The organism is Pseudogemmobacter lacusdianii (assembly GCF_030848395.1).
In the GTDB taxonomy this organism is placed as follows: domain Bacteria; phylum Pseudomonadota; class Alphaproteobacteria; order Rhodobacterales; family Rhodobacteraceae; genus Pseudogemmobacter; species Pseudogemmobacter lacusdianii.
Genome location: NZ_JAVDBT010000004.1, coordinates 56,411 through 82,054, shown reverse-complemented (window position 1 = coordinate 82,054; position 25,644 = coordinate 56,411). Strand labels below are relative to the sequence as shown.

The 25,644-nt window shown below is 61.3% G+C and carries 20 protein-coding genes and 1 tRNA gene; 13 read left to right on the top strand and 8 right to left on the bottom strand.

What is annotated here, in order from left to right; all coding sequences use genetic code 11:
- Positions 1-85: 85 nt before the first annotated feature.
- Positions 86-2,032 carry a threonine--tRNA ligase gene (gene thrS, locus Q9295_RS05035; RefSeq protein ID WP_306679419.1) on the bottom strand — a complete coding sequence of 649 codons (1,947 nt, stop codon included), beginning with the start codon at positions 2,030-2,032 and terminating at the stop codon, positions 86-88.
- A 194-nt stretch (positions 2,033-2,226) separates the two neighbouring features.
- On the opposite strand from thrS, the gene Q9295_RS05030 reads away from it, so the two are divergent.
- Positions 2,227-2,985, top strand: coding sequence for an alpha/beta hydrolase (locus tag Q9295_RS05030; RefSeq protein ID WP_306679418.1), 759 nt, complete (start codon positions 2,227-2,229; stop codon positions 2,983-2,985).
- 57 nt (positions 2,986-3,042) lie between these two features.
- On the opposite strand, the gene phaZ is transcribed toward Q9295_RS05030, so the two are convergent.
- Entirely contained in the window at positions 3,043-4,323 is a 1,281-nt protein-coding gene (phaZ, locus tag Q9295_RS05025) for a polyhydroxyalkanoate depolymerase (protein WP_306679417.1), read from the bottom strand.
- Between the two features lie 98 nt (positions 4,324-4,421).
- On the opposite strand from phaZ, the gene phaC reads away from it, so the two are divergent.
- The 4 genes from phaC (at position 4,422) to Q9295_RS05005 (ending at position 8,660) form a co-directional block, all read left to right on the top strand.
- The gene (gene phaC, locus Q9295_RS05020; RefSeq protein WP_306679416.1) at positions 4,422-6,227 is read left to right on the top strand and encodes a class I poly(R)-hydroxyalkanoic acid synthase; all 1,806 of its coding nucleotides are present in this window, start codon (positions 4,422-4,424) and stop codon (positions 6,225-6,227) included.
- A 325-nt stretch (positions 6,228-6,552) separates the two neighbouring features.
- Positions 6,553-6,981 (top strand): phasin family protein, encoded by a 429-nt coding sequence (locus Q9295_RS05015; RefSeq protein ID WP_306679415.1) that lies wholly within the window; start codon positions 6,553-6,555, stop codon positions 6,979-6,981.
- A gap of 173 nt (positions 6,982-7,154) precedes the next feature.
- Positions 7,155-7,718, top strand: a complete 564-nt coding sequence (gene phaR / locus Q9295_RS05010) for a polyhydroxyalkanoate synthesis repressor PhaR (protein WP_306679414.1) — start codon at positions 7,155-7,157, stop codon at positions 7,716-7,718.
- Between the two features lie 3 nt (positions 7,719-7,721).
- Entirely contained in the window at positions 7,722-8,660 is a 939-nt protein-coding gene (locus tag Q9295_RS05005) for a LysR family transcriptional regulator (protein ID WP_306679413.1), read from the top strand.
- Here the strand turns inward: Q9295_RS05005 and Q9295_RS05000 are convergent.
- The 6 genes from Q9295_RS05000 to Q9295_RS04975 form a co-directional block, all read right to left on the bottom strand.
- Positions 8,657-9,844 carry a DegT/DnrJ/EryC1/StrS family aminotransferase gene (locus tag Q9295_RS05000; protein ID WP_306679412.1) on the bottom strand — a complete coding sequence of 396 codons (1,188 nt, stop codon included), beginning with the start codon at positions 9,842-9,844 and terminating at the stop codon, positions 8,657-8,659. The genes Q9295_RS05005 and Q9295_RS05000 overlap by 4 nt on opposite strands.
- 176 nt (positions 9,845-10,020) lie before the next feature.
- Positions 10,021-10,566, bottom strand: a complete 546-nt coding sequence (locus tag Q9295_RS04995; protein ID WP_306679411.1) for a sarcosine oxidase subunit gamma — start codon at positions 10,564-10,566, stop codon at positions 10,021-10,023.
- A complete protein-coding gene (locus Q9295_RS04990; protein ID WP_306679410.1) occupies positions 10,559-13,471 on the bottom strand; it encodes a sarcosine oxidase subunit alpha family protein in 2,913 nt (970 codons plus the stop codon). The genes Q9295_RS04995 and Q9295_RS04990 overlap by 8 nt, the downstream gene beginning before the upstream one ends.
- Entirely contained in the window at positions 13,468-13,752 is a 285-nt protein-coding gene (locus tag Q9295_RS04985; protein ID WP_306679409.1) for a sarcosine oxidase subunit delta, read from the bottom strand. The genes Q9295_RS04990 and Q9295_RS04985 overlap by 4 nt, the downstream gene beginning before the upstream one ends.
- A 191-nt stretch (positions 13,753-13,943) precedes the next feature.
- Entirely contained in the window at positions 13,944-15,194 is a 1,251-nt protein-coding gene (locus Q9295_RS04980; protein ID WP_306679408.1) for a sarcosine oxidase subunit beta family protein, read from the bottom strand.
- 283 nt (positions 15,195-15,477) lie between these two features.
- On the bottom strand, positions 15,478-16,911 hold the full coding sequence (locus Q9295_RS04975) for a Glu/Leu/Phe/Val family dehydrogenase (protein WP_306679407.1): 1,434 nt from the start codon (positions 16,909-16,911) through the stop codon (positions 15,478-15,480).
- A gap of 397 nt (positions 16,912-17,308) precedes the next feature.
- Here Q9295_RS04975 and Q9295_RS04970 point away from each other — a divergent pair, with 397 nt between their 5' ends.
- The 8 genes from Q9295_RS04970 to Q9295_RS04935 all read left to right on the top strand — a co-directional run bounded on the left by Q9295_RS04970 (position 17,309) and on the right by Q9295_RS04935 (position 25,492).
- Positions 17,309-19,099, top strand: coding sequence for a TadE/TadG family type IV pilus assembly protein (locus tag Q9295_RS04970; protein WP_306679406.1), 1,791 nt, complete (start codon positions 17,309-17,311; stop codon positions 19,097-19,099).
- On the top strand, positions 19,096-19,644 hold the full coding sequence (locus tag Q9295_RS04965; RefSeq protein ID WP_306679405.1) for a TadE/TadG family type IV pilus assembly protein: 549 nt from the start codon (positions 19,096-19,098) through the stop codon (positions 19,642-19,644). Before Q9295_RS04970 ends, Q9295_RS04965 begins: the two co-directional genes overlap by 4 nt.
- Positions 19,645-19,668: 24 nt before the next feature.
- Positions 19,669-20,253, top strand: coding sequence for a TadE/TadG family type IV pilus assembly protein (locus tag Q9295_RS04960; protein ID WP_306679404.1), 585 nt, complete (start codon positions 19,669-19,671; stop codon positions 20,251-20,253).
- A 162-nt stretch (positions 20,254-20,415) separates the two neighbouring features.
- On the top strand, positions 20,416-20,655 hold the full coding sequence (locus Q9295_RS04955) for a hypothetical protein (protein ID WP_306679403.1): 240 nt from the start codon (positions 20,416-20,418) through the stop codon (positions 20,653-20,655).
- Between the two features lie 132 nt (positions 20,656-20,787).
- Positions 20,788-22,077: a homoserine dehydrogenase gene (locus tag Q9295_RS04950; protein ID WP_306679402.1), complete on the top strand. Its 1,290-nt coding sequence runs from the start codon at positions 20,788-20,790 to the stop codon at positions 22,075-22,077.
- Between the two features lie 171 nt (positions 22,078-22,248).
- Entirely contained in the window at positions 22,249-23,214 is a 966-nt protein-coding gene (glpX, locus tag Q9295_RS04945; protein WP_306679401.1) for a class II fructose-bisphosphatase, read from the top strand.
- 377 nt (positions 23,215-23,591) lie between these two features.
- Positions 23,592-25,352: a single-stranded-DNA-specific exonuclease RecJ gene (gene recJ / locus Q9295_RS04940; protein WP_306679400.1), complete on the top strand. Its 1,761-nt coding sequence runs from the start codon at positions 23,592-23,594 to the stop codon at positions 25,350-25,352.
- 65 nt (positions 25,353-25,417) lie between these two features.
- Positions 25,418-25,492 (top strand) — tRNA-Glu (locus tag Q9295_RS04935).
- Positions 25,493-25,644: the final 152 nt, after the last annotated feature.

The following is a 25,644-nucleotide window of genomic DNA, read 5'->3' as shown; positions in this document are numbered from 1 at the left end:
GCCCGGGCTTCAAAGAAGTTTCCATAGAAAGGCCGGGAGAGGGTAAACCCTTCCCGGCCAATCCTTAACCTTTCGTCGCCAAAGCTTAGGCCAGATCAGGCGCCAGCGCCAATTGGCCAAACTCGGCCACGGCTTGCTCCAAAGTCATCGTCTCGGTGCGGGTCTCGCCCAGACGACGGACGGAAACCGTGCGCTCTTCAACTTCCTTCATGCCGATCGCCAAGATCACCGGCACTTTGCCGACCGAATGCTCGCGCACTTTGTAGTTGATCTTCTCGTTGCGCATATCGGCCTCGGCCCGCACGCCCGCCAGCGTCAGCGCGGTCACCACTTCTTCCACGAAGGGATCAGCGTCCGAGACGATCGAGGCGACCACAACCTGACGCGGGGCCAGCCAGAAGGGCAGCTTGCCGGCGTGATCTTCGATCAAGATGCCGATGAAGCGCTCAAACGAGCCAAGGCAGGCGCGGTGCAGCATGACCGGGCGGTGCTTGGCACCATCCTCGCCGATGTAACTTGCGTCGAGACGCTCCGGCAGGTTGGGGTCCACCTGCAAGGTGCCGCATTGCCAATCCCGGCCGATCGCATCCGTCAGCACGAACTCAAGCTTCGGCCCGTAGAATGCGCCCTCGCCTTCGAAGATCTCATAGCTATGCCCCGCCGCCGTGACGGCCTTGGCCAAAGCGGCCTCGACATAATCCCAAGACTCATCGCTGCCGATCCGCTTTTCCGGCCGGGTCGAAAGCTTGATGCGCCATTTGGTGAAGCCCAGATCGGCATAGACCTTCGACAGGAAGGTGATGAACTTCAGCGATTCCGCCTCAATCTGCGCCTCGGTGCAGAAGATATGCGCGTCATCTTGCGTGAAGCCGCGCACCCGCATGATGCCATGCAGCGCGCCCGAAGGCTCATAACGGCTGCACGAGCCGAACTCGGCCATCCGCAGCGGCAGATCGCGATAAGACTTCAGGCCGACGTTGAAGACCTGCACATGGCAGGGGCAGTTCATCGGCTTCAGCGCGTTAACCGTCTTCTCGCGGGCATGCTCCTCATCCACTTCGACGATGAACATATGGTCTTGGTAGTTGTCCCAATGCCCGGATTTCTCCCACAGCACCCGGTTCACCACCTGAGGCGTATTGACCTCAACATAGCCGTCGGCGCGCTGGCGACGGCGCATATAGTCTTGCAGCGTGGTGTAGATGGTCCAGCCATTCGGATGCCAGAAGATCTGGCCCGGCGCCTCTTCTTGCATATGGAAGAGGTTCATCTCCCGGCCCAGCCTGCGGTGGTCGCGCTTGGCGGCCTCTTCCAGCATATGCATATGCGCCTTAAGATCCTCGCGGTTCTTGAAGGCCAGACCATAGATCCGTTGCAACATCGGACGCGAGGCATCGCCCAGCCAATAGGCCCCGGCGACATGGGTCAGCTTGAACCCATCTGCCGGCACTTGCCCGGTGTGCTGGAAATGCGGGCCCCGGCAAAGGTCTTGCCAGTCGCCATGCCAATACATCCGCAGATCCTCGCCCTCGGGGATCTTGTTGATCAGCTCAACCTTATAGGGCTCGCCGCGCTCTTCGTAATAGGCGATGGCGCGGGCGCGGTCCCAAACCTCGGTGCGGACCGGGTCACGGGCATTGATGATCTGCTTCATCTTGGCTTCAATCTGGCCAAGGTCTTCCGGGGTGAAAGGCTCCGCCCGGTCAAAGTCATAAAACCAGCCGTAATCGCGCACCGGCCCGATGGTGACTTTCACGTCCGGCCAAATCTCTTGCACGGCGCGCGCCATGATATGGGCGCAGTCATGCCGGATCAGCTCCAAAGCCGGGCCTTCGTCTTTCATCGTATTGATCGACAGCGTGGCATCCGCCGTGATCGGCCATTGCAGATCGTAATGCTGGCCATTCAACTGGGCCGAGATCGCGGCTTTGGCCAAAGAGGGCGCGATGGAAGCGGCCACCTCAGCAGCGGTGACGCCCGCCTCATAGTGGCGGATATTACCATCGGGGAATGTAAGGGAAATCTGGGCCATATGCCTGGATCCTCGTCGGTTTGGCGCCCACTGAACGCCCGGTTGCGGGTTATGTGCACCTGTCTTGCGATGCCTGTAACGCGCCGTCAAGCCCCTGCCCTGCTTGGTAAACCTCGCCCGCTGCGCCCCCAGTCTTGCCCGCTGGTAGAATGCAGCGCGCCCCGCTAGGTTTGGACCAAGAGAGGAAACCAGCCATGACCCAATACCTCACCTCGCCGCAGGGCCGCCGTCTGGCCTATAACCATAGCCCCCAAGCCGGAGCGCCCGGCGTCGTCTTCCTTGGCGGCTTTAAATCCGACATGCAGGGCTCAAAGGCCCTGTTCTTGGAGGACTGGGCGCGCGGCAAAGGCCTCAGCTTCCTGCGCTTTGATTATTCCGGTCATGGCGTCTCGGACGGCGCCTTCGAAGACGGCTCCATCGGCGATTGGCGCGACGATGCCCGCGCTGTCATCACCGCTTTGACCACAGGCCCGCAAGTGCTGGTCGGCTCTTCCATGGGCGGCTGGATCTCGCTTCTTCTTGCGCGTGAAATGCCCCAGCGTGTCGCGGGCCTTGTCACCATTGCCGCCGCGCCTGATTTCACCACCACCACTTGGGACGAAGAACTGACCGAGGCGCAGCGCACCGAGGTTCGCGCCAAGGGCCGGGTTGAGATCCCTTCGGAATATGCCGATAACCCCTATATCTTCACCGAGAAGCTTTTCGATGATGGGGCCAAGCAGCGGGTCTTCGACCAGCCCCTGCCGCTGCCGATGCCGACCCGCCTTCTGCAAGGCACCGCTGACAAAGATGTGCTGCCGCAGGTGGCGACCCGGCTCCTCAACCATGCCAGCGGGTCCGACATCCGTCTGACCTTGGTCAAAGGCGCCGATCACCGCTTCTCAACGCCCGATTGCCTTGCCCTCATCGCCACCGCGATTGATGAGGTTCTGCAGCGCCAATCCGCATCCTAACCCCTTGAAATGCAAACGGCCCCCGGAAAAGGGGGCCGCTCGCACAAAGCCAAAACCTTATTTCGAGGCCGCCAACCGCACTGCAGGCTTTTTGCCCGCCTTCGGCCCGCCCGCATTGGCATCGATGAAGTTCAGCACCAAGGGCCGAATGTTCAACCGCCAGCTCTTGCCCGCGAAAATCCCGTAATGCCCCGCGCCGGGCTCCAGATGGCTGGCCTTCTTGCCCTCATCCACCCCGGTCAAAAGATCCAAAGCCGCGATACATTGCCCAGGGGCCGAGATGTCATCCTTCTCGCCCTCGACCACCATCACCGCAACATCACTGATCGCGCCAATATCCACCCGCTTGCCCGCCACGGTGAAGACATTGCGCGCAATCTCGCGATTCTTAAAAATCCGCTCGACCGTGGTCAGATAGAACTCGGCCGTCATATCCATCACGGCCAAATATTCATCATAGAAGCGATTATGCGCATCATGATCGCCCGCCTCACCTTGGGCGACGCGCAGAATTTGCTCGGCAAAAGCCCGCGAATGCCGCTCGGCATTCATCGAGATGAAGCCGGCGAGTTGCAGCAGGCCCGGATAGACCAACCGCCCCGCGCCCTTGTGCTTAAAGCCGACGCGCTGGATCGCCATATGCTCCAGCTGGCCCATGGTGACCCGGTGGCCAAAATCCGTCACCTCGGTCGGGGCGGCATCGGGATCGACCGGGCCACCGATCAAGGTCAAAGACCGAGGCTGCGCTTCGGGCGCTTCCGCCGCGAGATAGGCCGTTGCGGCAAGCGCCAAAGGCACCGGCTGGCAAATGGCGATCACATGGGTGTCCGGCCCGAGCTCCCGCATAAAATCAACAAGATAAAGCGTGTAATCTTCCACGTCGAACTTGCCGGCACTCACCGGAATGTCGCGCGCATTGTGCCAATCGGTGACGAAAACATCAGCATCCGGCAGCAAGCTCGCCACAGTCGAGCGCAGCAATGTCGCATAATGCCCCGACATCGGCGCCACCAGCAGCACCCGCCGCGCCATCGGCGCCCGGCGGCGCACGAAGAACTGCACCAGATTGCCAAAGGGCCGTTCCACCACGATCTTTTCATCAACCAAATGGTCCTGCCCATCCGGCATCGCGATCGAGCGGATGCCCCAATCGGGCTTGGCAATCATCCGGCTGAAACTGCGCTCTGCCACATCGCCCCAAGCCGCCATCATCGGCAGCATCGGGTTCATAGACATTGCAAAAAGCGGATAACTCGCAAAAGCTCGGGCCGAGGCTCCCAACCATTCATGGGTGTTTCGCGCACTTTCCATAAGGTCGTAGGTGGCCATATACTTCATGACGTCTCCTAAGGAAGGGTCTGGCATCGGTGCCGCGACCCCTCCCAAGGTCGGCGACTTATGCTGCACAGCAGCAAAGATAGGGGGGATCGAGAAGCATGGCAACAGAATCCGACGAAATCACCGCCCGGCAAGACCGCCTCAGCGCCAATTTGGCCCGTATGGAAGAGCTTTCGACCCGCCTGACCACAGCCCTTGCCAACCGCCGCACCTCCGACCCCGCCCTCGCCGGCCCCAGCCAAGAGGTCTACGTCAAAGCCACCGCCGCCTATCTTGCGGAAATGATGCAAAATCCCGGCAAGGTGATTGAGCAGCAGGTCGGTTATTGGGGCAAAACGCTGAAACATTACGCCGATGCCCAAGCCACCTTGGCCAAGGGAACCTTTGAAGCCCCCGCCGACAAAGGCCCCACTGACCGCCGCTTTGCCAATCCGCTTTGGGACAACCACCCGTTCTTCAACTACTTAAAGCAGCAATACCTCTTTAACTCCGAGGCTTTGACGACGGCAGTCGCCGGACAGGAAGGCCTTGATCCGGTGGACCACCGCCGCGCCGATTACTTCATCCGTCAAATCATCGACCTCTTCGCCCCCACCAATTTTCTTGGCACCAACCCCGATGCTTTGGAAAAGGCGATGCAGACCGATGGCGAAAGCTTGGTCCAAGGCCTTGAGAACCTGATCCGCGATATTGAGGCAAATCAGGGCGATCTTCTGGTCAACCTTGCCGATAAATCTGCCTTCCAAGTCGGGCGCAACCTCGCCACCACCCCCGGCGCGGTCGTCTACCGCAACCGTATGTTGGAGCTTATCCAATATGCGCCCAGCACCGAAAAGGTGCACAAAACCCCGCTGCTGATCTTCCCGCCTTGGATCAACAAATTCTACATCATGGACCTTAAGCCGCAGAATTCCCTGATCAAATGGATCGTGGATCAGGGCTTCACCGTCTTCGTGGTCTCTTGGGTCAACCCCGATGCTTCTTACGCGGGCGTCGGCATGGATGATTATATCCGCGACGGTTTCATCCGCGCGATGGCCGAAACGCGCCGCATCACCGGCGAGAAACAGATCAACGTCGTTGGCTATTGCATCGCCGGCACCACCTTGGGCCTCACCCTCGCGCATCTGCAAAAAGCGGGAGATACCTCGGCCAAAAGCGCGACCTTCTTCACCACCCTCACCGATTTCTCCGACCCGGGCGAGGTGGGCGTCTTTCTTGCCAACGACTTCGTCGACGGGATCGAGCGTCAGACCGCGCAAGACGGGATTCTCTCCTCCTTTTTCATGTCGCGCACCTTCTCTTTCCTGCGTTCAAACGACCTGATCTACGCCCCGGCGATCAAAAGCTATATGATGGGAGAGCGCCCGCCCGCCTTCGATCTGCTCTATTGGAACGGCGACGGCACCAACCTGCCCGCCGCGATGGCCGTCGAATATCTGCGTGCCCTGTGCCAAAAAAATGGCTTCGCCACCGGCCAATTCCCGGTCTTCGGTGAGCCGGTCTCGCTTGCGGACATCCAACTGCCGCTCTGCGCCGTGGCTTGCGAGACCGACCACATCGCCCATTGGAAAGGCTCGTTCAACGGCATCAAGCAAATGGGATCAAAGGATAAAACCTTTATCCTTGCCGAATCTGGCCATATCGCCGGGATCATCAACCCGCCCTCCAAGGGCAAATACGGCCATTACAGCAGCCCTGCCCCCATCGAGGGCAGTCCTGAAGACTGGCGCGCTGGGGCCGAGAAAACCCATGCCAGCTGGTGGCCGCGCTGGGGCGCTTGGCTGGCCGAGCGGTCAGGCGGCATGGTGAAGGCACGTCCGCCCGGCGGCAAAGACGGCACACTTGCCCCAGCCCCTGGCACCTATGTGCTGCCGCTGCAGCTGCAAAACGAGGCCAGCTAAACGCCTCCGCCGCAGCGCAGCGATTCGGCGCCTTCCCCCAAGAAGCCCAAATAACCTCGCTGCCATTGCAGCGAGGTTGATCGGTGGATTTGGCCCGCAACACCGCCAAATCCACCCCGACCCGCAGCTTTCGTGAAGCAGATCAATCGGTTCTTAGTCGCGCCCCAACTCCCCCGTGACGTGTGCGTTAGCGCCAGCCATGCACCCAGACGATTGCTGCAATGCAGAAAGAGCCTTGCATTGCTGCACTGCAGCATCTATATCTCTGTTCATGAAACGGGCCCCGCGGCTGGACCGATGGCACCCGGACACAGGAGATGATGACATGAACAAGACTCAGGACTACACCAAGGTCTTCCAGGACATGCTGGCTCAGTTCCCGGTTGACTCCTCGGCGCTGCAAACCGCCTTCAAAACCCAAGCTGCTTTTGGCGAGAAGCTGGCCAAAGTTGCTCTGGATGCCGCTGAAAAATCGACCGAGATCAGCGCCAAATGGGCCAAAGACGCTCTGGCACGTTTGGGCGATGTTGCCAAAGCCAAGACCGAGCCGACCGATTATTCGAAATCGGTGAGCGACTTCGCTTCCGCCTCGGCCGAAATCGCCGCTGAGAACTTTGCCGCCTTCGCTGAAGTTGCGAAAAAAGTCCAAGCTGAAACGGTTGAGCTGATGTTGGCTGCTGGCAAAGAAGCCTCGCAAGACGCTTCCGCTGTTGTGCAGAAAGCCACCGCCGAGGTGACCGCTGCCGCCAAGTAAGCCGCTTCGGCCGCGAAGTAAGCCTTTGCGATCAAGGTCTTTTATGCCGCATCCCGGCAAGTAGACCAAAGAATATCATCTGGCGGGCGGGTCCATTGCGGCCCGCCCTTGCTTTTTGGCCCCCACCCGCCCTAAGCTTCTCTGCATGCGCATAATGCTCTGGGGGACCCGCGATGGCTGAGACCGACAAGCCGCTTTTGATCAAGCGCTACGCCAGTCGGCGGCTCTACAACACCGAGACCTCGGATTACGTCACGCTTGAGGATATTGCCGGTTTCATCCGTCAGGGGCGTGAGGTGCAGATCATCGACCTCAAGACCGGCGATGACCTGACGCGCCAATATCTGTTGCAGATCGTGGCGGAACATGAATCGAAGGGCGAGAACGTTCTGCCCGTCGATGTGCTCACCGATCTTGTGCGCAGCTATGCGTCCGGCATGCAGTCGGTGATGCCGCAATTCCTTGCAGCCTCTTTTGAGATGCTGCGCGGCAAACAGTCCAAGGTTATGGAAAACCTCACGAAAATCCAAAACCCGATGGCGTCGATCCCGGGGTTTGAGGCGCTGCGCAAGCAGCAAGAAGCCTTCCTAAAGTCGATGATGGGCGGTGCCGGTGCAATGCCCGGCTGGCCCGGCACTGCGGCAGAGCCTGAGGGCGAAGCCCCGGCAAAGGAAGATGATATCGCCGATATCAAGCGTCAGTTGGCTGAATTGCAGTCCAAACTGTCGAAGCTTTAAGCCATGCCCGAGCCGGAGGGCCGCGTCACTCTTTGGGGCATTGAGATCTTTCTCGCCGCTGCAGAAGAGGGCGCAATCTCTGCTGCGGCGCGGCGTCTGGGCGTCAGCCCCTCGGCCGTCTCGCAGCAATTAAGCGGGCTGGAGCAGGCCCTTGGCGCGGCTTTGCTGGACCGCAGCACAAGGCCGATGGCGATCACGCCAGCGGGGGCGATGTTCCGTCGTCATGCCCAGACCATGCTTAATGCCGCAGAAGAGGCGCGGGCCGAGCTGGCTCAGGCCGACCTTGCGGGCCTCACTACGCTACGCCTTGGAATGATTGAGGATTTTGACGCGGACGTGACGCCGCGGCTGCTCTCGGCTTTGTCGCAAGAGCTGAAATCCTGCCGCTTCCTTCTGGAAACCGGCCCCTCGCATCGCCTGCTCGACCTTCTGGATTCCCGTGCCTTAGACGTGGTCGTCGCCGCCGACAGCGGCAGCGAAGGCGAAGGGCGTGAGCTGCATCCGATCCTGCGTGAGCCCTTCCTTGCCGTCTGCCCCAAGGGCCGTACGCCCGCCGATCTACCGCTGATCCGCTACACCGCGCGCCATCTGATGGGCCGCCAAATCGCCGCGCATCTGGCGCAGCTTGGCCTGAACCCCGCCTCGCGGTTCGAACTCGACAGCTATCACGCCATCCTTGCCATGGTCGCGGCTGGAGAGGGTTGGGCGATCCTGACGCCGCTGGCTTTGCATCAAGCCCGCCGCTTCCGGGCCGAGGTTGAGGTCACCCCCCTGCCCTTCGCGCCGATGTCGCGCACGCTGTCACTTTCAGCGCGCAATGGGGTTCTGCGCGGGGTTCCCGCGCAGATTTCGCAACGCCTCAAGGGACTTATCCAAAGCGACGTGATCGACCCGATGTGCGCAGCTCTGCCCTTCCTTGGGTCCGAGCTGCGGGTGCTTTAGCCCTTAACTTCGGCCACAGCGTCCAAGATCACCCCTGCCACAAAGTCGAGCTCGGCTTGCGAAAGCCGCGTCGGCAGCCGCACATCGCAAGCCCGCATCAGCATCGCACGGGTCTGCGGCAGCTCGGGCACATCGCCAAGGAACTGCCAGTTCCAAAACGCCCGCGCATTGCCGTCGCTGAGGCCAAAGACCTGCACCGTCACGCCACGCGCCTTGGCCGCCGCCTGCAACGCCCGCGCCTCATCATCGCTCCATTCGCCCTTCAGGTTGAACTGGATCGAATCCGGCGCGCGCTCTTCGCCCGGCAAGGCCGGCGGCACCACCAGATGCGGGCAATCATTCAGCTGCGCCGCGACATGGTCGTAATTCGCCCGGCCCTTGGTCACGCGGTCCGCCACCAAGGGCAGCTGCGGCCGGATCACCGCCGCCGAAAGGTTCTGCATCCGCAAATTATAAAGCGGCAGCTTATTCTGCCAATGCGCGCAGGAATTGCTAAGCCCCGGATGTTTCTTCCAGTTTTCCTCATAAGCGCCGGACATGATGATGGCCCGCGCCGCGATCTCAGGATCATCGGTGACCATGATCCCGCCCTCACCGGCATTCACCAGCTTATAGGATTGGAAGCTGAAACAGCCCGCCTTGCCGATCGTGCCGATCTGGCGACCGCTCCACAACGTGCCCAAAGAATGCGCCGCATCTTCGATCACCGGCACGCCAGCAGCATCGCAAAGCGCCATGATCGCATCCATATCCGAGGTATGGCCGCGCATATGGCTGATCAAAACGGCCGAGGCTTGCGGCAATTTCGCTGCAAAATCAGCCATATCCACGCGGTAATTCGCACCAACCTCAACCAAGACCGGCTCACATTCCGCATGGACAACCGAGGACGGCACCGCGGCAAAGGTGAAGGCCGGGATCAGCACTTTGGCGCCTTTCGGCAGATCCAAAGCCTTGAGACACAAGAACAAAGCCGCCGAGCAGGACGAAACCGCCAGCGCAAAGCGCGCGCCCAAAAGTTCGGCGAACTCTTTTTCCAACAAGGCCACCGGCGCATCCGAAGGCGCGGTGTAACGGAACAAATCGCCCGAGCTTAGCAGCCGATCAATCTCGGCCCTTGCGGCTTCGGGGATGGATTCAGACTCGTGGAGATTGGGGGCAAGAACCTGACCATCGGGTGCCATATTCAGCTTTCCTGAAACTATGCTTCAGGAAGGGTGTAATCTTCCCTTTGCTCCCGTTCCAGTGGTAAAATATTCTCTAGACAGAAATCCGCCGGTTTTCGTTGCGTAAAATGACAAGATCCTGTGACTTTCGCCACAGGATCCACTTTATCTGCTGAGTTTTGGCAGCGCTGGCCTTAGCTTTTCAGCGTCCCGCGTGCGGCCAGTTGGCCCATCACCTCTTCCAACTCATGCCAAGCGCTGCGCGCCATCGAGCGGAAGGTGTAAATCTCAAACGCCTCAGCCGAAGCGCGGCGCAGGATCATCGGCATGTGGTTCAGCCCGGTGCGGACAACCTGCCCCGGCGCGAAGGCCGACAGCCGTACATCGACGGCGACCAGTCGCGACAGCACATCCTCGACCCCAGCGCCCGAGAGGCTGAAGGCAGCCCAACCATCGCTTTGATCGGTGATGGCAGCGCCTTCCATTGCAGGCGCCTCGGCCCCGATCAGAAAGGCCTGATCGCGGCCCGTCCACAGGATGCGTGCCGCGCCATTTTCTTGCGACTGGCCCGGAGCAGGGAAGGACAGGCCAAGCGTTTCCAAACCCTTAGCCCCCGCTTCCGCCCCATGCGCATAAAGCGCAATCGAGGAGATCGGGCCCGGCTCCATGAGGGCCAAGCTGGCCCCGCCCTTGGTCACAGGACCAGCATCAATCGCGGATTTTGCAATCAGTTCAGGCACGGAGCTTCCCTCCCTCCGGGTCAAAGAAGACCGGGTCACAGATTTCACACAGCACATCGATGCCGCGCAAATGATCGACCAAGCGAATGGTCTCGCCGTGGCGGGCACGCCCGTTCACCACAAAGCCCATCCCCAGCCAAGCCGAGAGCGTCGGCGAATAGCCCACGCTGGTGACATAGCCTTGGTCATTCTTCAGCTCGACCTTGTCATTCGGGCGGAAGAGATGCGCGCCAGCGGTGATCGGCGCAGCTGCGCGCAGACCGACCAGTTGCTCACGCTCTGGCCCCAGCAGGCCCGGGCGCTGCGCTGCCGCTTTGCCGATGCAATCTTTCTTGGCCGAGATCATTTTGACCATGCCAATGTCGAAAGCATTGGTGCGGCCGTGGATCTCGGCATGGGTGATGAACCCTTTCTCGATCCGCAGCACGTTCAGCGCTTCCATACCGTAAGCACCGCCGCCCATCGTCTCGGCCCGCGCCAGCAGGTCACGGAAGAGCGCTTCACCATAGCGGGTCGGCACTGCAATCTCGTAGCCTTCTTCGCCCGAGAACGAGATCCGGAAAAGACGTCCCTGCACATCACCGATTTGCACCGGAGCAACGCCCATGAACGGCAGCTCCACCGGCTGGCCAAGGTAGCCCGCCAACAATTGCCGCGCCATTGGCCCCGCAACCGCAAACTGCGCCCAAGATTCGGTCACCGAGATGAACCGCACATCCCAATCGGCACAGAAGGCTTGCTGCACGAAATCAAGGTGCCGCATCACCACGCCAGCCCCGGCGGTGGTGGTGGTCATCAGATAGTGGTTCTCGCCCAGACGCGCGGTGGTGCCATCGTCCAAGACAGTTCCATCTTCGCGCAGCATCAGACCGTAGCGGACCTTACCAAGACCCAAGGTGCTGAACATATTGGTATAAACGAAGTCGAGGAAGCGCGCGGCATCCTTGCCTTGAATATCCACTTTGCCCAAAGTCGACACGTCGCAAACGCCGACCGAGGTCCGCACCATCGTGGTCTCGCGGTCGCAAGCTTCCTTCCAGGTGGTCTCACCCGGTTTGGGGAAGTAGCTCGGGCGATACCAAAGCCCCGCCTCAACCATCGGCGCGCCGCGGTCGCGGCTGGCTTGGTCCGAGGTCAGGAAGCGCTGCGGCGCAAAGCCCATGCCACGCCCACCAGCGCCCATCGAAGCGATCGAAACCGGCACATAAGGCGGACGGAAGGTGGTGGTCCCGGTCTCCGGGATGCCGCGCCCCGTCGCATCGGCCAGCACGGCCAAAGCGCCAACGTTCGAGTTTTTGCCTTGATCCGGCGCCATCCCTTGCGTGGTGTAGCGCTTCATATGCTCGACCGAGGCATAGTTTTCATGCGCGGCAAGGCGCACGTCCTTGACGGTCACGTCATTGGCGAAGTCGAGCCAAGCCCGGCCCTTGCCCTCCACGGCCCAAGTCGCGCGGACCGCATAGGGTGCATCTTCCGCCCCCGGCACAGCCACCTCAGCGACGTTGCGCTCCAGATGACGCAAGGCCGCCTCGGCCGCTGCCTTGCCCGCGGCCAAGGCGCCGTGGGTGGACATGGTGCCATTGGCCGCACCGGCAGCGCTGAGCCCCGGCACAGCGCCCTCAACCGGCACGAAGGCGGCAAGCTCTTCGTTCCATTGCGGGCGGCCATTCATATGGCAGGTGAGGTGGATCGTCGGGTTCCAACCGCCTGACATCGCCAGGCAATCGGTTTCGATCCGCTTCTCTTCACCGCCCTGACGGATGGTGATTTCGCGCAGGCCAAGACGGCCACGGGTGTCGATCACCTCGGCCCCGGTATAGACCGGGCAGTCTTCGACGCTGGAGGCATCGGCGCGCGGATCGATGATCGCGGCCACCGAAACGCCTGCCGCAATCAGCTGGCGCGCGGTGTCGCGGGCAGCATCGGTATTGGCAAAGAGCGTCACGCGCTTGCCCGGCACGACGCCGTAACGGTTCATATAGCTGCGCACGGCGCTTGCCATCATGATGCCCGGACGGTCGTTCATCGGGAAGGCAATCGGCCGCTCCAAAGCGCCTGCCGCCAGCACCGAGCGTTTGGCGACGATGCGCCAGAAGCATTCGCGCGGCAGGTTCGGACGCGCCGACTTGTGCAGGCCCACCCGCTCCAAAGCACCAAAGGTGCCATTGTCATAAGCGCCGGTCACCGCGGTGCGGGTCATGATCCGCACATTCGGCAAGGACCGCAGCTCGGCCTCGACCCGTGCCACCCAAAGCGCCGCCGGCTCGCCATCGATCTGGCCCGCGTCATCGATCAAACGCCCGCCCAGATGCGGGTTTTCTTCCGCCAAGATCACATCCGCGCCCGAGCGCGCTGCAACCAAAGCGGCCATCAGGCCCGTCGGCCCAGCGCCGATGACCAACAGATCGCAGAAGGCAAAGGCCTTCTCATAGCTGCCATCATCATGCTTGCCCGAAAGGCTGCCAAGCCCCGCCGCACGGCGGATGATCGGCTCATAGACCCGCTCCCAGAAGGCGCGCGGCCACATGAAGGTCTTGTAATAGAAGCCCGCCGACAGGAAGGGCGAGACATAATCGTTCACCGCCAACAGGTCATGGCGCAATGTGCCCATGCGGTTTTGGCTGCGTGCGTCCATCCCGTCGAAGATCTCTTGCACCGTGGCGCGGACGTTCGGGGTCTGGTTGGTGCGGCCGTGGATTTCCACCATCGCATTCGGCTCTTCCGAACCAGCGGTCAAAATCCCGCGCGGGCGGTGATATTTGAAGCTGCGGCCGACCAGACGCACGTCATTGGCCAGCAGTGCCGAGGCCAAAGTGTCGCCCTTATAGCCGCCATATTCGCGGCCATCGAAGCGGAAGCTGACCGGGCGCGTGCGGTCGATAATGCCTTTGCCGTCGATCCTCATTCCGAGGCTCCTTTCCCGCCAGCTGCCGGACCCGCCACCAGCTCAACAGCCGAAATCTCATGCGTGACGGTGTTGCGTGTGACCTTCAGCCACTGAGCGCAGCCCTGTTCGTGATACCACAAATCGCGCGTCACCCCGGCGGGGTTGTCGCGCAAGTGGAGGTAATCATCCCAAGCCGCCATCGGCGCATCGGGTGCGGGGCGGTTAAGGTAAGTGTCGGCGCCGTAATAATAAAATTCGCGCCGGTCGCGGGATCCGCAAAGGGGGCAAGTCAGACGCATCGGGCGGTCTCCTTCTCGGCGGGGGAGGCGAAGGGGCGCTGCCCCTCGGCCTGCGGCCTCACCCCGGGATATTTGACGACAGAAAATAACGCAGAGCGTATCATCGGTCTGAAGCTCTCCCCGCCAGTAGCCGAGGGTGGCACGGCGGGGCAAAAGTTGCGCAGCATCAGCGACATATCAGTGCAGCCACATCAATGCTGGTTGTGCTGAGAGCCGGTGCCCTCTTCATCGAGAAGATGGCCGGTGGCGAAACGGTCCAGACGGAAGCGCTTGGCCAGCTCATGTGTGGTGTCGGTCGCCATCAGATGCGACATGCACCAGCCCGAGGCCGGCACGGCTTTGAAGCCGCCATAGTTCCAACCGCAGTCGATATAGAGCCCTTCGATATGGGTCTTATCGATGATCGGAGAGCCATCGGGCGTCATATCCATGATGCCGCCCCAGCTGCGCAGAACCTTGGCGCGGCCGATCATCGGCATCAGCGTCATGCCGGCTTCCATCACATGCTCGACCATCGGCAGGTTGCCGCGCGCCGCATAGGAGGCGTAGAAATCGAGATCGCCACCAAAGACCAAGCCGCCCTTGTCGGATTGGCTGATGTAGAAATGGCCCATGCCGAAGCTGATCACATGGTCGATCACCGGCTTCAGACCCTCGGTCACGAAGGCTTGCAAGACATGGCTTTCGATCGGCAGCCGCATCCCAGCCATCGCCGCCACTTGGCCCGAACGGCCCGCAGCGATCATGCCAACCTTCTTGGCCTTGATCGCGCCGCGGGTGGTTTGCACCCCCACGACCTTGCCGTTTTCGATATCGATTCCAGTAACTTCGCAGTTCTGGATCAAATCCACGCCGCGCATATCGGCGCCGCGCGCATAGCCCCAAGCCACCGCATCATGCCGGGCCGAGCCGCCACGGGCGTGCAAAAGCCCGCCATAGATCGGGAAGCGGGTCTGCTCGAAATCGAGATAAGGCAGCATTTCGCGCACGCCGTCGCGGTCCAACAGCACCGCATCATCGCCGTGGTTGATCATCGCATTGCCGCGCCGCGCGAAAGCGTCGCGCTGACCGTCCGAGTGGAAAAGGTTGATCAAGCCGCGCTGCGAATGCATTACGTTGTAATTCAACTCGGATTCCAGCCCTTCCCAAAGCTTCAGGCTGTGGCTGTAGAATTCCGTATTGCCCGGCAGGAAGTAGTTGGCGCGCACGATCGTGGTGTTGCGCCCGACGTTGCCGCCGCCGAGATAGCCCTTCTCCAGCACGGCGATATTGGTCATCCCGTGGTTCTTGGCCAAATAATAGGCGGTCGAAAGACCATGACCGCCGCCGCCGATGATAATCGCATCATATTCGGCCTTGGGAGCGGGGTTGCGCCATGCCGGCTTCCAACCCTTGTTCCCGAACAGCCCTTCGGTGATTACCTTCAAGCCAGAATAACGCATCGCCTGCCTCGTTTTGGGCCTGTTACGCCGCGGACAAAGCCCATGCCGCCCGCAGCTACTGGGATCCCATCTGATCCGGTTCGCAGCCCTTATCAAGGGTTTCGCGGCAAAACCATGCCCAGCGACGACAAAAATTGTCGCAATGCTCAATCTTCAGGCGCGCAACCTGACGCAAGGTCCGCCAAGCGGCGCCTCAACCCTAAGGAACGAAAGGCAAGGCCCCGCCCTGCCCCAAGTCACAGGCGATAGGGCGCGCCCCCGCAAATGGGGGGCGCAGCCCCTGTTACAAGCCTTTCGAGCGGTAGCTTTGCGCCACCCGGCCGATCGCCACCAGATAGGCCGCCATCCGCAGATCCTCGACATCGTCGCGGCTGTGCCAGACGGCCCGCATCGACTGATACGCCGTGCGCATCGTGTCATCGAGGCCCGAGCGCACCAGCGCCAATTCATCCGAGCCTTGCAAGAAGCGCTGCTTGAAATCATCGGCCAGCGTCCAGCCAAGGCCGCGATCTGCCGACAGCCGCTCCAACTCTTCGACCAAAAGCCGCGAGCGCGATTCCTCGGCCCGCCGCTGCATTCGGCCAAAGCGGATATGGCTGAGGTTCTTCACCCATTCGAAGTAAGACACCGTCACGCCGCCCGCATTGGCATACATGTCGGGGATGATCACCACGCCCTTTTTGCGCAGGATCTCATCGGCGCTATAGGTGACCGGGCCATTCGCCGCCTCGATGATCAAGGGCGCCTTGATCCGATCGGCATTGCCCTTGTGGATCACGCCTTCCATCGCCGCCGGGATCAGGATGTCGCATTCCGCTTCCAGCACCGAGGCGCCATCGGGCACATGCGTACCGTTCGGGTAGCCCGCGCTCAGCCCGTCATGGCCGACAAGCCATTGCTTCAGATCGTCAATATCCACGCCATCGGGATTGACCACCGCGCCATCGCGCTCGATCACCGCGATGATCTTGGCGCCATCTTCCTCGGCCAAGAATTTGGCGGCGTGATAGCCCACATTGCCAAGGCCTTGGACGATGATGCGCTTGCCCGCAAGCCCGCCGGAAAGATTGGCGATCGCCACATCTTCGGGATGGCGGAAAAACTCGCGCAACGCATATTGCACGCCGCGCCCGGTGGCCTCGACCCGGCCTTGGATGCCCCCCGCATGCGGCGGCTTGCCGGTGACGCAAGCCTTGGCGTTGATATCGGTGGTGTTCATCCGCGCATATTGATCGGCGATCCAAGCCATCTCACGCTCACCGGTGCCCATATCTGGCGCCGGCACGTTTTGCGCCGGATGGATCAGGTCGCGCTTGATCAGCTCATAGGCGAAGCGGCGGGTGATCAGCTCCAGCTCATGCTCTTCCCATTGCCGAGGATCGATGCAAAGCCCGCCTTTCGAGCCGCCAAACGGCGTCTCCACCAAGGCGCATTTATAGGTCATCAGCGCCGCCAGCGCCTCAACCTCGTCTTGATCGACGTTCATCGCATAGCGGATACCGCCCTTCACAGGCTCCATATGTTCCGAATGCACCGAGCGGTAGCCGGTGAAGGTCTGCATCTTGCCGCGCAGCCGTACGCCGAAACGCACCGTATAGGTCGAGTTGCAGACGCGGATTTTCTCTTCAAGCCCGGGGCTCAGATCCATCAGGCGCACCGCCCGATTGAACATCAAATCTACAGAATCCCGAAAGCTGGGTTCGCCGGCGGTTTGCATACACTATCCCTCCAAACGCCCGCGCCAGGTGAACCCCGGTCACGGCGCAGCCACAGTCTAGTCCGTCCGCCCCCGTTTGCCACCGCTAGATTTGACTGGACACACAGCCGTTATCAGCAATTTATTAACGAAACCTCCGGCAATCTGCCGGCCCCTGCACTGCCACCCCGATTCGCAGGGCAAAACCGATGGCGCCAGGCTGCGGCAAAACCCCGCAACTTGCGTTCATAAATTAGCAACAATCCTTGCGCCAAACCGGCCGCCGTTTCCTTGCCCCCTTAATTTCCCGCCTCTGACCACAAGGTGCCACAATTCCGCCTGATGCGACCGGCTATCTGCCCTTTGGGAAACCCTGTAAGGCAGCAGCCGAACCACTTCACGACAAAGGGCCTTAGACATGAGCGACCGCCAGACCCTAAGAGCGACCTGCGCAAGCCGGGTCCAGTCCTTCACACGCGATGAAAGCGGCGTTGTTGCGCCGCTTATGCTGGTTTTTTTCTTCTTGATGCTGCTGATCGGCGGCCTCGCCGTTGACCTTATGCGGTTTGAGACCAAACGCGTCGCGTTGCAGCAAACGATGGACCGCGCCACCCTCGCTGCGGCCAGCCTTGAGAACTCCTTGGCTCCCGAAGATGTCGTGCGCAGCTATATGGACACTTCTGGCGTCGATGGCGTGCTCGACAACGTCCGTGTCGTCACCGCAATGAACGCCCGCATCGTTGAGGCCCGCGCCTCCGTGCGGTCGAAAAACTACTTCATGTCGATGATGGAAACCCCGCATCTTGACGCCAACAACCGCTCTGAAGCGGAACAGCGCATTACCAATGTCGAAATTTCGCTGGTTTTGGACATTTCCGGCTCGATGGACACGGGCAGCAAAATTGCCAACCTGAAATCTGCCGCCTCCGAGTTCATCGACACGGTTTTGGCCAATGACAACGAAAATAAGATCTCGATCTCCATCGTGCCTTATAATGGTCAAGTGAATATCGGCCCGACGCTGTTTTCCAAATTCAATGTTGTCGCAAGACACGGCAATACTGGCACCCGTGCCAATTCCTATTGCCTTGACCTGCCCAGCTCTACCTTCGCCACGACCGAGCTGTCGCGCACAACGCCGCTGCCACAGACCCCCTTTGTCGACCATTGGAGCTCCGTTGATCGCCCCAATAGCAGCACCGATGCCGTCAAGCCCGAGCCGGATGACGACGGGCTCTATGTTAATATGTGGTGCCAACCCAATGCCGCCACCTATGTGATGGTGCATGAGAATGACCCCGCCAAGCTCAAAGCCCATATCAATAATTTGATCGCCGTGGGCGCGACCTCGATCGACCTTGGCATGAAATGGGGCATGCTGTTTCTTGACCCCAGCAGCCGCTCGATCACCGAAGAAATGGCGCGCGGTGGTGGCCCGGTGCCGACCTATTTCGCCGATCGTCCGGCCCAATTCCGCGACCCCGAGACGCTGAAAATCATCGTGCTGATGACCGATGGTGAAAACTTCCAAAAGGAAGAGACCAACGATCTTTATCGCGCAGGTCCTTCGCCGATCTGGCGCAGCACCTCGCGCGGCAACCCTTGGTCCGTCTTCCATGCCAGCCGGGTGAACAACGGTGTGAACGATGACGCAGACGACCTGTGCCGCAGCAAACCCTATTATGTGCCTAGCCTGAACGCTTGGCATTCGCGGCCCTATAACGGCACCACGCCGGCAAATTCGGAATGCTATCAGGTCTCGACCAGCACCGCCGACACCAGCGATCTCGCCACCAGAGCGCGGATCGGGGCCAACCGGCTCAATTGGCAAGATGTCTGGGCCGAGGCGCGTTCGGATTGGGTCGCATGGCAGCTTTACGGCCGCGCTTTGGGCGGCACCAGCTCCAGTTCGCGCACCAGTCATTACAACACTTGGAAAGCCAACTTCCGCAGCTTCACCCAGCCCGCTGAGATGAACACACGCCTGAACCAAATGTGCTCTGCCGCCAAGGCTCAGGGCGTCTGGATCTATGGCATCGCCTTTGAGGCGCCGCAGGGGGGCGCAACCGCCATCCGCAGATGCGCCACCGGCCGTGAGGGCCAATCGGCGGAAGAAGGCACCTATTACTTCGACGCAAGCGGCCTTGAGATCCGCACCGCCTTCCGCGCCATTGCCTCGAACCTCAGTCAGTTGAGGCTAACCCAATGATGCGCCGCCTGCTGTCAAAACTCTTCCATCGCGCCCGAGACCGGGCGCGCGATGAGGAAGGCACCGCCACGATCGAATTTATTTTCGTTGTGCCGATCCTGTGCACCATCTTCATGGCCTCGGTTGAGGCCGGGCTTTACATGGTTCGCCATGTGATGATGGAGCGCGGCTTGGATCTGGTGATGCGCGACGTGCGTCTGGGTCGGCTTGGCACCTTTGACCACAATGAACTGCGCCGCTTGATCTGCGCGCGCACCGTGGTTTTGGTGGATTGTAACAGCCTGCTCAAGGTCGAGATGCGTCCTGTCTCGACCGCCACTTTCGCTTTACCGACCATGCCGGCCACCTGTATCGATCGCGGCGAAGAGACCGAGGCGCTGACCACTTTTACGCCCGGCGGCGCGCATGAGATCATCATCGTGCGCATTTGCGTGGTGCAGGATCCGATTTTCCCCTCGACCGGGCTTGGCTTGCGGCTGCGGCCGGCCAGCGGCGGTGGCTATCAGATGGTCTCCAACTCCATTTTCGTGAACGAGCCACGCTAAGAGCTTGAGAACCAAGGTATTGCCATGATGCGCCCCCTCACCCGCCAGATCCGCCGCTTCAAAGACAGCGAAGATGGTCTGGTCATGACCGAATTCCTGATCGTGCTGCCGCTGCTGATCTGGACCTTTATGGCCATGTTTATCTATTGGGACACTTTCCGCACGCTCAACCACGCGCAAAAGGGCTCTTACGCGATTGCCGATACGCTGTCGCGTCAACGCGAGGTGAACACCACTTATATCAATGGCATGCAGACCCTGCTGACCTATCTGGTGCAGAACTCAACCAATGTTGAAATGCGCATCACCTCGTTGAAATATGACGAGAACAGCGAGCGTTATGCCGTGCTCTTTTCGCGCTCGCCCGGCAATCGGATGGCACAGCTGACCAACACCACCGTGAACAACAGTGCTTTCAAGGCCAAGATCCCGATCATGGCCGACCAAGACAGCGTTGTCGTCGTAGAGACATCGGTGCGCTACCAGCCAGCCTTTGATGTCGGCATCCCTCTGACGAATTTCAGGAATTTCATCGTGACGCGTCCGCGACTTGAACAAAGGCAAGTCTGCTTTACCGGCGTCTCCTGCCCCTCGATCGTGCGACTCTGACATCGCGCACCCCTGACATCGCGCACCTCTGACATCGCGAACCGGCTGCGGCCCCGCTTTGCGCTCGGGCCGCCCCTTTCGCCAACTGGCCCTCGCCGGCCCTTTCGCCCGAGCGGCCTCGCGTCTATCCTACCGCTCCGCGCCACAGGAGCTTTCCGGCTGATGCTGTCTCGTTTTCCCCTTCTGCCGATCCTTTTGGGGATTAGCGCCTGCACCGCCCTGCCTGATCTGCCCCCCGCCCCCGTCGCGGCGGGCAGCCCACCGCACCTTTTGCCGCTGGATCAGCTTTTGTCCCAAGCTGCCTCCACTTCGGCCGCGCAGAATGAAGCACTTGCAGCCCGCGCTGCTGCTTTGCAGCGCCGCGCCGCCGCCCTGCGCAACGCCAGCGCCGATCCGCGCTAAGCCGCAGGCCTGCCGCTTCTCACTCCCCCTACGTTCCAGCAAGGTGCCATCCAGCCCCCGCACCGACATTGCCAGACGCGTCGGTTCGGGCTAACACCGCTGCCGAATGCCGCTCCCCGAAAGGTCTCGCATATGTCCGTCGCTCCCCTTCGTCTTGGTCTGGCCGGTCTTGGCACCGTGGGCATTGGCGTGGTGCGGATCATGCAAACCGAGGCCGAGTTGATCGCCGCCCGCGCCGGCCGCCCGGTGGTGATTACCGCCGTATCCGCCCGTGATCCTTCGAAGAATCGCGATGCCGATCTCTCGGGCTATGCTTGGGAAAGTGATCCCGTCGCCTTGGCCCAACGCGACGACATCGACGTTTTCGTCGAGGTGATGGGCGGCCATGAAGGCGCCGCAAAAGCCGCAACCGAAGCCGCACTCGCCGCCGGCAAGCATGTCGTCACCGCCAACAAGGCCCTCCTTGCCCATTCTGGCCAGTCTTTGGCCGAGACCGCCGAGGCCAATGGACTTGCCTTGCGGTTTGAAGCCGCCGTCGCCGGTGGCATCCCGGTGATCAAAGCCCTGACCGAGGGCCTGGCCGGCAACCGCATCAAGCGGGTGATGGGCGTGATGAACGGCAGCTGCAATTACATCCTCACCCGGATGCAAGCCGCCAACCTCTCCTATGAAGCGGTCTTCGAAGAGGCCCGCGCACTGGGCTACCTTGAAGCCGATCCCAACCTTGATGTCGGCGGCATTGACGCTGGCCACAAACTCTCGCTCCTGGCTTCTATCGCCTTCGGCACCCGGGTCGCCTTTGATCAAGTTGAGCTTGAGGGCATCGGCAATGTCTCGATCGACGACATCCGCTTGGCCGAGGATATGGGCTACCGCATCAAGCTTCTCGGCGTTGCGCAAATGACCGGCCGCGGTCTTGAGCAGCGCATGACCCCCTGCTTGGTCCCCGCCGACAGCCCGCTGGGCCAGCTGCAAGGCGGCACCAATATGGTGGTGCTTGAGGGCGATTCTGTCGGCCAAATCGTGCTGCGCGGTCCCGGCGCTGGCATGGGCCCGACCGCCAGCGCGGTCATGGGCGATGTGATCGACATCGCGCGCGGCTTCCGCTTGCCGACGTTTGGCATCCCGGCGGCCCAGCTGGTGACCTGCCAATCCGCCCGCGCCGCCACTCCGGCCCCCTATTACTTGCGCATGACGCTGCTGGATAAGCCCGGCGCGCTGGCCAAAATCGCCACCTGCTTGGGCGAGGCTGGTGTCTCCATCGACCAAATGCGGCAATACGGCCATCCCGACGGCCAAGCCCAGGTGCTGATCGTCACCCACAAGGCCACGCCCGATGATTTGACGAACGCGCTGAGCCGCTTCACCACCACCGGCGTGCTGGTGGGCAAGCCCGTGGCAATTCGCGTCGAAGAGGTCTAAACCCGGCGTCGGTCTGGCCCCAAGCCTCGGCTCAGGCGGGCCGCAAATGCAGCCCGCCCCCTTACCGCAAAGCAAATCAGCGCCGCGCGCCCTACTGCTAGCGCCACCATCCTTGCAGCGCATTCCCCGCCTCGCTAAGCGTCTCCCAAAGCCAAAATGAGGGGACAGATCATGGCCGATGCCAAGGAATTCCAGGACCGCCTGCTTTCGCTGGGCCTTGCCCGCGTGTCCGAGGCCGCCGCACTCGCCTCGGCCCGGCTCGTCGGGCGCGGTGATGAAAAGGCCGCCGATCAGGCCGCCGTCAACGCCATGCGCGAACAGCTCAATCTGCTCGACATCGCCGGTGTGGTGGTGATCGGCGAGGGCGAGCGCGACGAAGCCCCGATGCTTTACATCGGCGAAGAAGTTGGCACCGGTAATGGCCCCGCCGTCGATATCGCGCTGGACCCGCTTGAGGGCACCACGCTTACCGCCAAGGACATGCCCAATGCGCTGACCGTGATTGCGATGGCGCCGCGCGGCACGCTTCTGCATGCGCCTGATGTCTATATGGAAAAGCTGGCGATCGGCCCCGGCTACAAGCCCGGCACCGTCACCATGAACATGACGCCCTCCGAGCGCGTCTCGGCGCTTGCCGCCGCAAAGGGCGTCTCGACCAAGGACATCACCGTTTGCGTGCTGGAACGCCTGCGCCATGAAGAGATGATCCGCGAGATCCGCTCGACCGGCGCCGCGATCCGACTGATCACCGACGGCGATGTGGCCGGCGTGATGCATTGCGCCGAGCCCGAAGTCACCGGGATCGACATGTATATGGGTTCGGGCGGCGCGCCCGAGGGCGTTTTGGCCGCGGCTGCGCTGAAATGCATGGGCGGTGAATTCTTCGGCAAGCTCCTCTTCCGCAACGACGATGAGCGTGGCCGCGCCGCCAAGGCCGGCATCACCAATTTCGACCGCGTTTATACCCGTGACGATCTTGTGCGCGGCGATGTGATCTTCGCTGCCACCGGGGTCACCTCGGGCTCGCTTCTGGCCGGCATCAAAAGTGAACCAGGCTGGATCACCACCGAAACCCTGCTGATGCGGTCCAAAACCGGCTCCGTCCGCCGGATGAGCTATCGCAGCCCGGTGAAATAGGCCCTGAAGGCGACGCGAGGCGAGCATTCGCACCGAATGACGTGAGACGCCGGGAAATCGGCGTCTCATTGCGTTTAGCAACCATATCACAAAAGTGTTCAGCGTCTGATCCCTCCCCCGAAAACCGGCCAAGGTTGATCAGAACTTTAACGTGCAGTCCTTCCCGAAAGCTTAACGCAGAACCGGCCGCTCAACTGCGCGCCCCCCCTAAAACCTCTTCGTCCAGCGTCATGACGTGAACCATACGTCAGCCATACGAAAACCATATGTTGTCCATACCCGTTTTTTTTCGCCATTTCAGGGCCTTATCCGCTCGACCGAGGTCCAGCCAAAATCGACCTCTTGCGACACGCGCCCACCTCTGGCACCCCTAACAGATGACCAGCGCCCCCCTGCCCCCCGCCTTCTTGAACGTTGAAGCCTCCCTCACCGGTCGCCGCTGGGTGGGTCCGGATGAGGCGCAGATCCGTCTGGCCGAAGCGATTGCGCAGGCGGCTCGGCTGCCTTTGCCGCTGTGCCGCATTCTGGCGCAGCGCGGCGTAACCCCTTTGGATGCCGCAAGTTTTTTGGCACCGACGCTAAAGGACCTGCTGCCCGATCCCCGCAGCCTGCATGATATGGAAAAGGCTGCGCGCCGCTTCCTGCGGGCCGTGGCGAACCATGAAAAGATCGCCATTTTCGCAGATTATGACGTGGACGGCGGCTCATCAGCTGCGCTTTTGATCATCTGGCTCCGCGCGATGGGGCGGCAAGCAACGCTTTATATCCCCGACCGTATAGATGAGGGTTACGGCCCAAATGTCCTAGCAATTCAATCACTTGCAGCAACCCATTCACTGATCATTTGCGTCGATTGTGGCACGCTTTCGCATGAGCCGATCGCCGCGGCCACCCCGGCCGATGTGATCATCCTTGATCACCATTTGGCGCTTGAGACCCTGCCTGCGGCCCATGCCGTGGTGAACCCCAATCGGCAGGATGAGGATGGCGCTCTGGCGCATCTTTGCGCGGCCTCGGTGGTCTTTCTGATGCTGGTCGAGGCCAACCGCCAGTTGCGCGAAGACCGCCAGCAAACCCCTGATCTTATGGCGCTTTTGGATCTCGTGGCTTTGGCCACCGTCGCCGATGTGGCGCCCCTTATCGGCGTCAACCGCGCGCTTGTGCGCCAAGGGCTAAAGGTGATGGCCCGCCGCGAACGCCCCGGATTGCGGGCGCTTGCAGATGTCTCGCGCATGGATGCCGCCCCAACCTCTTATGCGCTTGGCTTCCTCCTGGGCCCGCGCGTCAACGCCGGAGGCCGCATCGGTCAAGCCGACCTCGGCGCGCGCCTCCTTGCCACCGCCGATGACCGCGAAGCGCAAGAGCTGGCCCAACGGCTTGATCAGTTGAACACCGAACGCCGGGAGATCACCGAGCGCGTCCGCGAAGAGGCCATTGCGCAAGCCGAAGCCCGCGGCTTCGACGCGCCCTTGGTCTGGGCCGCCGGCGACGACTGGCACCCCGGCGTGGTTGGCATCGTGGCTTCGCGCCTAAAAGAGCTAACTGGCCGCCCTGCCATCGTAATTGGCCTCGATGGCGATGAAGGCAAAGGCTCAGGACGCTCGATCAGCGGGGTCGATCTGGGCGCCGCAATCCAGCGGTTGGCGGCCGAGGGGCTGCTCATTAAGGGCGGCGGGCACAAGATGGCGGCGGGCCTGACGGTCGCGCGCGACAAGTTGCCCGAGGCGATGACGCGGCTCTCCGAACTTCTGGCGCGGCAGGGATCGGGCCAAGCTGGTACCGAAACCTTGCGGGTGGACGGGCTTTTGATGCCGCAGGCCGCGACGCTGCAGTTGGCCGAACAGATCGAAGCCGCCGGCCCCTTCGGCGCCTCGGCCCCTGCCCCGCGTTTCGTCCTGCCCGAAGTCACGCTGTCGGCGCGTCGCATGGGAGAATCTCATCTACGGCTTTCGATTCGCAATCCGGGCGGTCCCGCGCTGGAAGCGGTGGCATTTGGCGCTTTTGACGGCCCCATTGGGCCCGCACTTGAGAATTCTGGCAGCCGTCCCTTCCACCTTGCGGGCAAGTTAGAGGTTAACAGCTGGGGTGGCCGCAACCGCGTGCAACTGCGCCTTGATGATGTTGCCCCTGCGGATTGAAAAACCTCACTTTTCCTCTTGCGCTCATCCGACGCCCCTACTAAACACCGCCACACAGACAGCGTGGCCCGTTCGTCTATCGGTTAGGACACCAGGTTTTCAACCTGGGAAGAGGGGTTCGACTCCCCTACGGGCTGCCACTTCTCCCCCAAATCAACAGACGCAAACGCCCAACAACATTGGGTATTTCCATATTTTCGCGTGTCACTTTCAGCGACCAACGGCCTCAGAAAATTTTTAGCAATTTCTGCGAAACTTGATGAGAAGATGCGCGGATAGCTCTTGCACTCGC

Bases quoted from the DNA above. Each gene is read 5' to 3' on its own strand.
- thrS (WP_306679419.1), bottom strand. From the start codon at position 2,032: ATGGCCCAGATTTCCCTTACATTCCCCGATGGTAATATCCGCCACTAT.
- Q9295_RS05030 (WP_306679418.1), top strand. From the start codon at position 2,227: ATGACCCAATACCTCACCTCGCCGCAGGGCCGCCGTCTGGCCTATAAC.
- phaZ (WP_306679417.1), bottom strand. From the start codon at position 4,323: ATGAAGTATATGGCCACCTACGACCTTATGGAAAGTGCGCGAAACACC.
- phaC (WP_306679416.1), top strand. From the start codon at position 4,422: ATGGCAACAGAATCCGACGAAATCACCGCCCGGCAAGACCGCCTCAGC.
- Q9295_RS05015 (WP_306679415.1), top strand. From the start codon at position 6,553: ATGAACAAGACTCAGGACTACACCAAGGTCTTCCAGGACATGCTGGCT.
- phaR (WP_306679414.1), top strand. From the start codon at position 7,155: ATGGCTGAGACCGACAAGCCGCTTTTGATCAAGCGCTACGCCAGTCGG.
- Q9295_RS05005 (WP_306679413.1), top strand. From the start codon at position 7,722: ATGCCCGAGCCGGAGGGCCGCGTCACTCTTTGGGGCATTGAGATCTTT.
- Q9295_RS05000 (WP_306679412.1), bottom strand. From the start codon at position 9,844: ATGGCACCCGATGGTCAGGTTCTTGCCCCCAATCTCCACGAGTCTGAA.
- Q9295_RS04990 (WP_306679410.1), bottom strand. From the start codon at position 13,471: ATGAGGATCGACGGCAAAGGCATTATCGACCGCACGCGCCCGGTCAGC.
- Q9295_RS04985 (WP_306679409.1), bottom strand. From the start codon at position 13,752: ATGCGTCTGACTTGCCCCCTTTGCGGATCCCGCGACCGGCGCGAATTT.
- Q9295_RS04980 (WP_306679408.1), bottom strand. From the start codon at position 15,194: ATGCGTTATTCTGGCTTGAAGGTAATCACCGAAGGGCTGTTCGGGAAC.
- Q9295_RS04975 (WP_306679407.1), bottom strand. From the start codon at position 16,911: ATGCAAACCGCCGGCGAACCCAGCTTTCGGGATTCTGTAGATTTGATG.
- Q9295_RS04970 (WP_306679406.1), top strand. From the start codon at position 17,309: ATGAGCGACCGCCAGACCCTAAGAGCGACCTGCGCAAGCCGGGTCCAG.
- Q9295_RS04965 (WP_306679405.1), top strand. From the start codon at position 19,096: ATGATGCGCCGCCTGCTGTCAAAACTCTTCCATCGCGCCCGAGACCGG.
- Q9295_RS04960 (WP_306679404.1), top strand. From the start codon at position 19,669: ATGATGCGCCCCCTCACCCGCCAGATCCGCCGCTTCAAAGACAGCGAA.
- Q9295_RS04955 (WP_306679403.1), top strand. From the start codon at position 20,416: ATGCTGTCTCGTTTTCCCCTTCTGCCGATCCTTTTGGGGATTAGCGCC.
- Q9295_RS04950 (WP_306679402.1), top strand. From the start codon at position 20,788: ATGTCCGTCGCTCCCCTTCGTCTTGGTCTGGCCGGTCTTGGCACCGTG.
- glpX (WP_306679401.1), top strand. From the start codon at position 22,249: ATGGCCGATGCCAAGGAATTCCAGGACCGCCTGCTTTCGCTGGGCCTT.
- recJ (WP_306679400.1), top strand. From the start codon at position 23,592: ATGACCAGCGCCCCCCTGCCCCCCGCCTTCTTGAACGTTGAAGCCTCC.